General features: G+C 31.7%; 11 protein-coding genes. 8 read left to right on the top strand and 3 right to left on the bottom strand.

The window, feature by feature from the left end; genetic code table 11:
- Positions 1-17 precede the first annotated feature (17 nt).
- Genes H0I32_RS11975 through H0I32_RS11960 form a run of 4 tightly spaced genes read left to right on the top strand, consistent with a single transcriptional unit; the run spans position 18 to position 2,580 of the window.
- Entirely contained in the window at positions 18-572 is a 555-nt protein-coding gene (locus H0I32_RS11975; protein WP_179313689.1) for a hypothetical protein, read from the top strand.
- A 23-nt stretch (positions 573-595) separates the two neighbouring features.
- The gene (locus H0I32_RS11970) at positions 596-961 is read left to right on the top strand and encodes a cupin domain-containing protein (protein WP_173587905.1); all 366 of its coding nucleotides are present in this window, start codon (positions 596-598) and stop codon (positions 959-961) included.
- A gap of 2 nt (positions 962-963) precedes the next feature.
- Entirely contained in the window at positions 964-1,791 is an 828-nt protein-coding gene (locus H0I32_RS11965) for an alpha/beta fold hydrolase (protein ID WP_179313688.1), read from the top strand.
- Between the two features lie 21 nt (positions 1,792-1,812).
- The gene (locus H0I32_RS11960) at positions 1,813-2,580 is read left to right on the top strand and encodes a pseudouridine synthase (protein WP_179313687.1); all 768 of its coding nucleotides are present in this window, start codon (positions 1,813-1,815) and stop codon (positions 2,578-2,580) included.
- An 84-nt stretch (positions 2,581-2,664) separates the two neighbouring features.
- On the opposite strand, the gene H0I32_RS11955 is transcribed toward H0I32_RS11960, so the two are convergent.
- The 3 genes from H0I32_RS11955 to H0I32_RS11945 form a co-directional block, all read right to left on the bottom strand.
- Positions 2,665-3,546: a bifunctional 5,10-methylenetetrahydrofolate dehydrogenase/5,10-methenyltetrahydrofolate cyclohydrolase gene (locus tag H0I32_RS11955; RefSeq protein WP_179313686.1), complete on the bottom strand. Its 882-nt coding sequence runs from the start codon at positions 3,544-3,546 to the stop codon at positions 2,665-2,667.
- A gap of 114 nt (positions 3,547-3,660) precedes the next feature.
- Positions 3,661-4,992, bottom strand: coding sequence for a signal recognition particle protein (gene ffh / locus H0I32_RS11950; RefSeq protein WP_173587901.1), 1,332 nt, complete (start codon positions 4,990-4,992; stop codon positions 3,661-3,663).
- A 259-nt stretch (positions 4,993-5,251) separates the two neighbouring features.
- The gene (locus tag H0I32_RS11945; RefSeq protein WP_179313685.1) at positions 5,252-6,904 is read right to left on the bottom strand and encodes a hypothetical protein; all 1,653 of its coding nucleotides are present in this window, start codon (positions 6,902-6,904) and stop codon (positions 5,252-5,254) included.
- Positions 6,905-7,008: 104 nt separating this feature from the next.
- Between H0I32_RS11945 and H0I32_RS11940 the strand changes: the two genes are divergently transcribed.
- The 4 genes from H0I32_RS11940 (at position 7,009) to H0I32_RS11925 (ending at position 12,127) form a co-directional block, all read left to right on the top strand.
- On the top strand, positions 7,009-7,524 hold the full coding sequence (locus H0I32_RS11940) for an RNA polymerase sigma factor (protein ID WP_179313684.1): 516 nt from the start codon (positions 7,009-7,011) through the stop codon (positions 7,522-7,524).
- Between the two features lie 94 nt (positions 7,525-7,618).
- The gene (locus H0I32_RS11935) at positions 7,619-8,515 is read left to right on the top strand and encodes a FecR family protein (protein WP_179313683.1); all 897 of its coding nucleotides are present in this window, start codon (positions 7,619-7,621) and stop codon (positions 8,513-8,515) included.
- Entirely contained in the window at positions 8,508-10,823 is a 2,316-nt protein-coding gene (locus H0I32_RS11930; protein ID WP_179313682.1) for a TonB-dependent receptor plug domain-containing protein, read from the top strand. Before H0I32_RS11935 ends, H0I32_RS11930 begins: the two co-directional genes overlap by 8 nt.
- A gap of 32 nt (positions 10,824-10,855) precedes the next feature.
- The gene (locus H0I32_RS11925; RefSeq protein WP_179313681.1) at positions 10,856-12,127 is read left to right on the top strand and encodes an acyloxyacyl hydrolase; all 1,272 of its coding nucleotides are present in this window, start codon (positions 10,856-10,858) and stop codon (positions 12,125-12,127) included.
- Positions 12,128-12,160: the final 33 nt, after the last annotated feature.

The following is a 12,160-nucleotide window of genomic DNA, read 5'->3' as shown; positions in this document are numbered from 1 at the left end:
ATATAGTAAAACAAAACATGAACAAAACCTTTTTAGCAGCACTTACTGGTGCGCTTATAATTACAAGTTGTACAACAGATAAACCAAATCCTTTTTTAATTAAAAAAAATAATATTGGATTATTAAACGATTCAACTCAAGTTAAAGAATTAGATGCTATTTTCAATAATGATTCTGTTGTCCGCTATATTGCAGGAGATGAGTTTTCAGGCTCAGCAAATATCATTGAAGTTTTTGAAAAAGGAGGAAAAAAATTATTAGATCTGTCACCGAGAGAACCTTTAGATTCAACTTCAGTCATCTCAACAGTTCGCATTATAGATGAGCGATATAAAACAGATAAAAACATTACCACTTTAAGTACTTTTAAAGACATTAAGGATAATTATAAAATAACTAAAATCAATAATCTTATCAACGCTATTGTTATTACTGTAGATGACATTAATGCTTCTTTCACCATAGATAAAAAAGAATTACCAGCTAGTTTACGCTTTGATATGAATCTCAATATAGACCCAATTCAGGTTCCTGAAAAAGCTAAAATCAAATTTTTTATGATCCACTGGTAGAAAACTAAAGATTAAGTAATACAATGAAAAAATATAAAATTCAAAACTCACCATTTGTTGTTCCGACAACCGATGGTAAAATAATCAAAGAACACTTTGGCAATGCTACTGACGGTAATTCTGAAATTAGCATTGCACATATGGTTGCTCCTGCGGGTTGGTCAGAACCGTTTCAGACACCAGAATTTGACGAATACACTTTTATTATTAAAGGAAAGAAGCAGTTTATAATTGAAGATGAAATTATTATTCTAGAAGCCGGACAATCCATTAAAGTAGACAAGAACACTAAACTTCAGTATTCAAATCCATTTACAGAACCTTGTGAGTATTTAGCGATTTGTTTACCTGCATTTTCAATCGAAGCCGTTAATAGAGAAGACGAATAGATATGAGTAGTTTTATAGTAAAATCAATAGGAGGAGCACTTAACGCTACAAGTTTAATCTCATCAAAATTTGCATCAAAAAGAGCAATTAATTTATTTGCATCACCAAGAAAAGGACGCTATAATGAAGAGCAAAAACAAATTATTGACTCTGCATTTTTTGAAGAGACTCATTATAAAAACATGGAAATTGCAACTTACCGCTGGGTAGGAAAAGGTAAAACTGTCTTATTAGCGCATGGTTGGGAAAGTAACACATCGCGTTGGAATTACATTCTAAAAGATTTAATTGCACAAGACTATAACATTATAGCTTTAGATGCACCTGCCCACGGAAGATCAGACGGAAAGCAATTTAATGCCATTCTTTATTCAGAATTCATCGCTGCTATTGCTAAAAAGTTTCAACCCGATGTTTTAATAGGCCATTCTGTAGGTGGTATGGCTAGTGTTTTCTCTTTACACGGAAACAAATTACCATCTATTAAAAAATTAGTTTTACTTGGTGCACCCGCACATTTTATAGGTGTTTTTGATCGGTATAAAAGCATGATGGGGTATAACAAAAGAATTTCACAAGGTTTAGATTCAATTATTTTAGATCGCTTTAACCAACCCGTATCTTATTTTTCGACTGCAAATTTCACAGAAACTATAGAAGCTAAAGGCTTAGTTATCCATGACAAGAAAGACAGAATAATTCCTTACGAAGACGGACAATTAATTGCTAGTCACTATAAAAATTCTGAATTTATTACCTCTTCTGGTTTTGGGCACGGATTAAAAGATGTCTCTTTAACACCAAAGATCATTGACTTCATTAATGATTAATCTTTATTGTACTTTTGCAGCATGTCACAAGAATTAAAACGCCTTAACAAATACCTCAGCGAAGCCGGATATTGCTCTCGTAGAGCCGCAGATCGATTAATAGATGCTGGCCGTGTAACAATTAACAATGTTGTACCAGAAATGGGAACAAAAGTGAGCTCTGAAGATATCGTAAAAGTCGATGGAGAAATCATCGGAGAACGCCAACAAGACTTTGTTTACTTAGCTTTTAACAAACCTGTTGGTATTGTTTGTACTACAGATACACGTGTTGAGAAAGATAATATTATAGATTATATTAATTACCCAAAACGTATTTTCCCTATTGGTCGATTAGATAAACCTAGTGAAGGTTTAATTTTACTTACTGATGATGGAGATATTGTAAATAAGATTTTAAGAGCAAGTAATAATCACGAAAAAGAATACATTGTAACTGTTGATATTCCTATTTCTCAAACTTTTATTGAGCGTATGTCTGGCGGAATCTATATTGAAGACTTAGGCAAGCGTACTAAAAAATGTAAGGTTAAGAAAATAGATAAATACACGTTCAGTATTATTTTAACTCAAGGTTTAAACCGTCAGATACGTAGAATGTGTGAGTACTTAAATTATGAAGTACAAACCTTAAAGCGTGTGAGAATAATGAATGTAAAGCTTGATATATCTTCAGGTCAATATAGAGAATTAACGAAAGAAGAATTTAAAGACTTAACGGAATTGATTAGTGACTCTGATAAAACATTTGAGGAAAGCCAAGAAACCATTAGAAAAAACGGACGTTAACTATAAAGCTTAACTCAGATGTTTCTTTAAAATAAAAAAGGGCAATAATTAAAATTATTGCCCTTTTTAAATACTAACTAATTCTTAGTTATTATTTCTATGTTGATCTCTTGCTATTAATGTATTCTTTAATAACATAGCAATGGTCATTGGTCCTACTCCACCAGGAACAGGTGTTATAAAACTAGCTTTTTTACTCACTGTAGCAAAATCTACATCTCCAGTAATATAGTAACCTTTTTCAGAATCATCAGGAACTCTTGTAATTCCTACATCAATAATTACAGCATCATCCTTAACCATTTCTGCCTTTAAGAATTTAGGAATTCCTAATGCTGAAATAATAATATCTGCTTGAGATGTAATTTGTGTAATATTTTTAGTGTGACTGTGTGTTAGTGTCACTGTAGAGTTTCCTGGAAAACCTTTTCTTCCCATTAAGATACTCATAGGACGACCAACAATGTGAGAACGACCGATAACAACCGTATGCTTTCCTTTAGTCTCAACACCATAACGATCTAATAACTCTAAGATTCCAAATGGAGTTGCAGGAATGAACGTTGACATATCTAAAGACATTTTACCAAAGTTCATTGGGTGAAATCCGTCGACATCTTTATTAGGATCTACTGCCATTAATACTTTTTGTGTATTAATTTGAGGAGGTAATGGTAACTGAATAATGAAACCATCAATATCATCGTTAGCATTTAATTCTGCGATCTTGTCTAATAATTCAATTTCGCTAGTTGTGCTTGATAATCTTACCATGGTAGACTCAAACCCAACACGCTCACACGCTCTAACTTTACTACCAACGTAAGTTAAACTTGCTCCATCATTACCAACAATAACAGCTGCTAAATGTGGTACTTTTTCACCATTAGCCTTCATCTTATCGACCTCAGCTTTGATTTCGTTTTTAATATCGTTACTTACTTTTTTACCGTCTAAAATTGTCATGCTTTTGGTTATTGTTTTCTTGCAAAAGCGCTATTGCGCAAAAAATTACTGGTTTATAAATTATAATATTTTAAAATCTACTAAAGTTTCTTTTAAAGACGAATGCTTTAAACTCTACTTAGGCATATTCTGCATCATCTGCATCATACGTTTTCCGCCTCCGCCTTGCATCATCTTCATCATTTTACTCATCTGAGTAAACTGCTTTAAGAGTTGGTTTACTTCTTGAACTGATGTTCCTGAACCTTTACCAATTCTCTTTTTACGACTTGCATTTATTACTGCAGGATTAGCACGTTCTTCTGGTGTCATAGAATGAATAATGGCTTCAATTCCTTTAAAAGCATCATCATCGATATCGATATCTTTCATCATTTTTCCTGCCCCAGGAATCATGCCTACTAAATCCTTCATATTACCCATTTTCTTGATCTGCTGAATCTGTTTTAAGAAATCATCAAAGCCAAACTGGTTTTTAGCAATCTTCTTTTGAAGTTTTCTTGCTTCCTCTTCGTCAAACTGCTCTTGTGCACGTTCAACTAAAGAAACAACATCTCCCATTCCTAAAATACGATCTGCCATACGTGAAGGATAGAAAACATCAATTGCTTCCATCTTTTCACCGGTACCAATAAATTTAATTGGCTTGTTTACTACAGACTTAATAGAAATTGCAGCACCACCACGTGTATCACCATCTAATTTGGTAAGGATAACACCGTCAAAATTTAAGATATCATTGAAGGCTTTTGCTGTATTAACAGCATCTTGCCCCGTCATAGAATCCACAACAAATAATGTTTCTTGTGGCTTAATTGCTTTATGAATGTTAGAGATTTCAGTCATCATGGCTTCATCTACAGCTAAACGACCTGCGGTATCAATAATTACCACGTTGTGTCCGTTTGCTTTAGCATGAGCAATACCTGCTTCAGAAATTGCAACAGGATCTGTATTTCCTCTATCACTAAAAACCTCAACACCGATTTGATCTCCTACAACATGTAATTGATCTATTGCAGCAGGACGATAAACATCACAGGCTACTAATAAAGGTTTCTTAGTTTTTTTGTTTTTTAAATAATTGGCAAGTTTACCAGAAAAAGTAGTTTTACCAGATCCTTGAAGACCTGACATTAAAATTACACTCGGATTACCAGAAAGATTAAGTCCTTCGGCATCACCACCCATTAATTCAGTTAACTCATCTTTTACGAGTTTCACCATTAATTGACCTGGTTGTAACGTCGTCAATACATCTTGACCAAGTGCTTTTTCTTTTACACGAACGGTAAATTCTTTAGCAATTTTAAAGTTAACATCGGCATCTAAAAGCGCTCTTCTTACTTCTTTAAGTGTCTCGGCAACATTAACTTCTGTAATGCTTCCATGACCTTTTAATACGTGTAACGCTTTATCTAACTTATCACTTAAATTATTGAACATGTTTCTAGTATTCTATTTTCAGTCTGCGAATTAGCAGTCTGTGTTATTTTAATAAGTTGCAAATTTAAGAATTTATGAGGGAATTATGAATGTGTTTAAGAAAATGATTTTAATCTAAGTGTGAAAGACTAAAAATTATTAAAATAGTTTCCCGAAAGAATCATTATTTTCTTTCAATTTAAATGAAATAAACCCATAAAAAAAGAGCTACTCATGGCAAGCAGCCCTTTTTCCGAATCAACTAACTTAAAATTTTTATTTATTCACAGGTACGATCTAGTACTATTTCGAGATCACTATTTGTAATACTATGCAAAACCAGTTGGTTTTCCGTACATTCTACAATTAACCAACTTCCGTTTATAGCTTGTATGTTTGGTGCGGCAACATTTGAAAACGCTATAACAACACCATCGTCTGTTTGAGATAGTGACCAACCAGCATCTATTATACTATCAGCACCATAAACAACCATAATCCCTGAGTCTTGTTCAAAATCGAGATTATAACTCGCTAAATTATCACTTCCATTATAGTTGATTATATTCCATAGGCATGAAGTAAGTATAACTTCTATATCTCCTTCAGTGCAACTTCCCGTATTACAATCTTCTGCAATTAATGTTATCCCGTAGATTTCATATTCACCATTTATGGCTTCAATTCTTAAATATACTTGACTGACTAAAGTTTCAAACGCCTCTGTATTTTCTATAGCATTGGTGTTATTTTCTGCATCTATTAGTGTTTCATGAAAAGAAGAAAAATAAGGAACAATACAATCTACTAATCCAATGGTATTAGCACTTAAATTGTAAATAGGAATGTTATTAGAACCATTACAAGTTGTGATTTCATAATTACTAAAACAGCTAAATGGGTTGTTTAAATTGCAATCTTGTTCTAAAGTAAATTCTAAATCATCTCGAATAATTTCTAATCGACCATCTTCACATTCTACAATAAGCCAATCACCTTCTAGTGTTTCTTGAAATGCTGTTAATTCGGATAAGGTTAAAACAACACCATTTTCTGTTGTAGATAAATCCCAACTTCCATCAATTGCAGATGCTGCCATTCCTTCAGAAATTTGTAATTGCCCATCAGCATTAAAAATCATCCAATTATTTTGAAAATCTCCAGAGCCATCAGTAAAAGTCCAAGCACACTCCATTAAATCTATCAAAATATCATCTTCTACACAGTTATCATTTCCATCTTCACAAAATTGCTCTGCAGCCTCTATGGCATCACTTAATTCTTCATTAGTATTGACTTCAATAGTTTCTCCATCAGCATATTCTAAATTAATAGGATAATTTAAACTGACTATTAATGTATTATCCTCTTCTTCTAAATCATTTAAAAAGTTATGCAATGCTTGGTCATTATTAACAACAACTGTCTCAATTAAACTAAATTCCGAATCAAAAACAGAAAAAGACAATGGGTAAACAAAATCTGCACATTCTATATATTCTTCTTGAATCTCAGAACACTCATTTATTAAATCTATAAGTTGCTCGTCGTTTTCTATCACAATCTCACTATAATCAATAAAAATTACAGTAATTGGATATTCAACATCTATGTCCTCTTCATCAATACTAAAATCACCATATAATTGTTCTAGCTGCACTAAGTCAACTTCGCTATCAATAATAAAGCTCATCCCATCAACAATAACTGTCACAGGTAATTCTACAGAAAAGCAACTACCTCCGTCTAATAGATCATCTGCAGCATCAAAATTAGCAGTCATACTACTCATTAGATTTGCCAATACAGAGTTCGGAAGGATCGTTTCTTCACTGGTAGGATTTTCAACTTCATTAATTTCATCTTGACAAGATGTAAGACAAAAAAGGGCAAAAAGGAAATAAAGTAGGGTTTTATTAAAATTCAAAATCATAAGATTTGGGTTATATCTTTTTACTATGTAACAAGTTACATTAAAAATCCCCTACCCTACAAATTAAAAAATTTATTTCTAATTTGTAAGCCCTATAAAAAACCATGAGTCAACCTTTGCATGATAACATTTGTGAATCGCAATTATTTGAGCGTTTATACAAAAAGCACGCTAAAAACTTGCACAATTTTCTGTACTACAAATTTGGCGAACACTTAAACCCGCAAGACAAAGTACAAGAAGCATTTATTAAACTTTGGCAAAATTGTAGCAAGGTAGCACCGCCTAAAGCGAAGAGTTTTTTATTTACAACAGCAAATAATTTAATGCTTAATGCTGTTTCACACCAGAAAGTTGTTCTAAGATATAATGAAAAACCTCAGAAAAGAACAACTAACGAAACACCTCTGTTTGTTTTAGAAGAAAAAGAATACCATATTAAATTACAAAAAGCTATTAGCAATTTAACAGAAGCACAACGTGTCGCTTTTTTAATGAATAGAGTTGAAGGTAAACGTTTTAAAGAAATTGCTGAACTCTTAGATATTTCCGTAAAAGGGGTTGAAAAACGAATCTATGGTGCTTTAAAAAGATTAAGAGAAGAAATAGAAGAACTTTAAAAAAGTAGGTGTTTTTAAGGTTAAACTGTTATATAGTTGAAATCATATTTTAAAACGCATCTAATTATGATTGTTATAAATGACAATGAAATAAATGAATAGAGAAGAACTTATAAAAAAATGGCTAGATCACAACCTCAATACTGAAGAGCAAATTGCTTTTGAACAGTTAGAGGATTATTCGCAGTTGATAAAAATGGATTCTATTCTAAAAGATTTTAAAGCTCCAGATTTTATTACTGAAGCGTCTTATAAAACTTTACAACCTCAGCTTAAACCCAAGACAACTAAAACATATACTTGGCTAAAGCCTTTATTTAAAATTGCTGCAATCTTAATGATAGGACTTAGTGTTTATTATTACACCACAACTCTAAATACCGAAATTCATACAGAAATTGCAGAGCAGTCAATCATTAAATTACCAGACGCTTCAAGTGTAAATCTAAATGCAAACTCAACAGTCATTTTTAATGAAAGTAATTGGAATAAAACTAGAGCTGTAAAACTAAAAGGTGAAGCCTTTTTTAAAGTTGCTAAAGGTCAAAAGTTTGATGTTATCACAAACGATGGCACCGTTAGTGTTTTAGGAACACAATTTAATGTAAAACAACGTGGCTCTTACTTTGAAGTGACTTGTTTTGAAGGACTTGTTTCTGTAGCACATAATGGTAAAACGGTAAAACTAAAACCTGGAAACAGTTTTAAAGTTATAGATGATAAACAAATTACTGAAGGTAAAGAAAACATATTACAACCGCTTTGGCTTGAGGGAGAAAGCAGTTTTAAAAGTGTACCTCTTAAATACGTCATTACAGAATTAGAAAATCAGTATAAAGAAAGTATTACAACAGAAAATATTGACACGTCTCGTTTGTTTACCGGAAGTTTTACACATAATAATTTAGATTTAGCACTAAAGTCTATTACAATACCTTTAAATTTAAGCTACAGTAAATCAGGAAAGTCTATTTTATTAAAACGTGAATAAAAAATTAAAGCTTTTAGGTTTTTTATTTTTAATATTTTCTTTGTGTAACCTAACTCATAGTCAAGGACAACAGGAAGAAAAACCACTTGCACAAATTCTTACAGAATTAGAAAAAAAGCATAATATTAAATTTTCTTTTGAAACTAAAATAATTGAAGATATTTCAATTATTCCATTAAACTCAAACTTTTCATTAGAAGAAACAATAAGTCAATTAAACCTTGTCACTAATCTTAATTTTAAAATATTAAGTGATCGATTTGTAACCATATCTAAGCAAAACGAATTAGATCTCCCAAACGGTATTCAACAACTTAAAGAAGTTATTGTAACGAACTATTTAACCAAAGGGATATCTAAAATGAACAACGGAACAATCGAAGTTAACACTAAAGCTTTTGATATTTTACCAGGACTTACAGAGCCCGATGTTCTACAAATAGTTCAAAATTTACCAGGTATTATAAGTGTTGATGAACGTGTTTCTAACATTAATGTTAGAGGTGGCACAAATGATCAGAATTTAATTTTATATGAAGGCATAAGAATGTACCAATCGGGCCATTTTTTTGGATTGATATCTGCTTTTAACCCTTACCTTTCTGAAGGCATTACAATTTCTAAAAACGGAACTAGTGCAAGATTTGGAAATGCTGTATCGAGTACAATAGCTATTAAAAACACTGATGAATTAGATCAGAAAAACAGAATCAGCCTTGGCGGAAATCTTTTAAGTGTAGATGGGTTTGCAAAAATAGCTCTATCTAAAAAAACAGAGATTCAAGTATCTGCAAGACGCTCTTATACGGATATATTAGTTACCAAAACATACGACTCTTATTTTAATCGCATTTTTAAGGATTCAGAATTAAACGAATCAAACACAAGCAACAACCAACTAGCTTTGGATGAACGTTTTATTTTCTACGATTTTAATGTTAAGTTTTTATATGATATTGATAACACATCTAAATTTAGACTTAATTTATTAACACTCTCTAACAACTTAGATTATAACCAAGCCTTTATAACATCGGACCATGAGTTACAAGAAACCAGAAGCGAATTAAACCAAGAAAGTCATGGAGCGAGTGCTAATTATTCTAAGAGAATGAATAAAAAATTTAAGCTATCCGCACAAGCCTATTATTCAGGTTATAATTTAGATGCAACAAATCAAAATTCATTAAACAACCTGTCTTTAACTCAAGAAAATAAAGTTGAAGACTTTGGTTTAAGAATAGACATAACAAAAAACGTTAGTGATGATCTCAATTTTAATGCAGGCTACCAGTTTAACGATGTTAGCGTTACCTATTTTGAAGATGTTACAAACCCGAATTACACTAGTCTTAATAAAGAAATTATTAGAACACATTCACTTTTTGGAGAAATTGAATGGTATTCACCGACTCGAGATACACATATCAGACTAGGCTCTAGAGTCAATTATTTCAGTAAGTTATCTGATTTTTTAATAGAACCCCGGTTTTCTATAAATTATAAATTTCTAGATTATTTTAGACTAGAAGTTTTAGGCGAACTAAAAAGTCAATCTATAACACAAATTATTGATTTACAACAAGATTTTTTCGGTATTGAAAAACGCAGATGGCAACTTGCAAATGGAGATGACGTTCCTTTAATTACTAGCGAACAATTCTCTCTAGGCCTCAGCTATAATCAAAACAACCTGCTAATATCTTTAGAAGGCTATTACAAAGGCGTAAATAACATTACAGCGAGGAGTCAAGGATTTCAGAATCAGTTTCAATTCACTAATGATATTGGGAGCTACACCGTAAAAGGCTTTGATTTTCTTATTAATAAACGTTTCAATAACTTCAGTACTTGGTTGGGTTATACTTGGAGTAAAAACGATTATATTTTTAAGACGCTTAATTCAGAAAAAACATTTCCCAACACCTTAGACATAAGACATGTTGCAAATGCATCAATCACTTATAATATTGCTCATTTAAAAATAGGCTTAGGCGTAAACTGGCACTCGGGAAGACCTTACACTTCAATATTAGACACTCAAAACACCAACAGTACAACTATAGAGTACAAAACACCAAATAGCTCTCGTTTAGACGATTACTTTAGAACAGATATTTCAGCTATTTATGACTTTTCAATTTCCGAAGGTGTGCAAGCCGAACTAGGGGCTTCTGTTTGGAATATCTTTAATCAAACAAACATCATTAATCGTTATTACAATATAAATTCTGATGAAGAAATTAAAGAAATAAATAATCAATCTTTACAATTCACTCCAAATCTTAGCTTTAGAATCAATTTTTAGTTGTTAATTGTGACACTAATCAACCTCAATCAATGTATTCTAAAGCCTTTAAAATCTTCTATTTTTCAATAGGAATTGTTACTCTATTATATCAAAATTGCTACTCTCAAACAATACAAAAAGAGAATGCTTCATTTTTAACTCCTGAAATTCTTATCGGAAAAACATTAGAAGCGAATACAGATTTTCCTGAAACCAACCTTCAAAAAAACTTATTTTTAAGTCTAGGGTGTTATAATTTTAAACCAGATAAAGAATGGGCAGCAAGATTAAATTATCCTATAACAGGAATCTCTTTTGGTTATACAGACTTTGGAAACACCGAAAATATTGGTCACGCTTATAGCATTTTACCTTTTATTGAAGTTTCAATATTAAAAAGACAAATAGATGGTCTAAACTTACATCTTGCTTTAGGAAGTTCTTACATGGACACTCAATATAATATTGCAACAAACGGATTTAATAAAGCTATAACAACTAAATTTAATTGGTCTTTTAGATCATTTTTATATTATGATGTCGCTAAAACAAAAACTATAGATTGGAGATTTGGCCTCGGCTTATTACACCATTCTAACGGACATAGCAAATTACCTAACCAAGGTTTAAATTCTTTATTAGCTAGTATTTCCGCAAAAATAAATAAGCAACAAAACAATTTATCTGACTTAAAAAAAACGGACTTCAAATCTAAATCACAAACTTATTTATCTTTTAGATTTGGACTAGGACAAAACGTATTATCTAAAGAGTTTAATACTAAAAAGGAGGTTTATACTGTTTCTGCTTCGGCTGGAAAAATACTTAATAACACTTTTAAATTTGGAGGAGGATTCTATTACCGATTCTACGAACATTATTACGACTATATAAAAAATAATGAAACCTTAGTTGAAGAACAATTTCCGCACTATACAGAAAATCCTTATGGATATGCCACTGCTTTTGGATTGTTTGCCACGTCAGAATTATTAATTGACCATATCGGAATAGAATTGAATTTAGGCCTCAACATTTACAAACCTTTTTACAAAATAGATTGGAAAATTAATCAAGGTTATGATTATCAAGATGCACATAACGAAACCGTAGACGTATTAGGTGAACTTAATTGGTATTATAAAATAAAACGAACCGTTTCTGCTAGAATGGGACTAAAATATTATTTATGGACGACCAACAAAGCTCCTGAACACAATCTTTTTGTTGGTGCACATATTAATGCAAACCTAGGACAGGCTGACTTCTCAGAACTTAGCTTAGGTTATGTATATCGTCTTAATAAGGTAATAAAAGATTAAACTAAAAAACGTCTACCTTTTATAGATAGACGT

This window comes from Winogradskyella sp. HaHa_3_26 (assembly GCF_019278425.1).
Classification (GTDB): domain Bacteria; phylum Bacteroidota; class Bacteroidia; order Flavobacteriales; family Flavobacteriaceae; genus Winogradskyella; species Winogradskyella undariae.
Note: the sequence above shows the minus strand (reverse complement) of the source record. Positions and strands in the feature narration are given on the sequence as shown.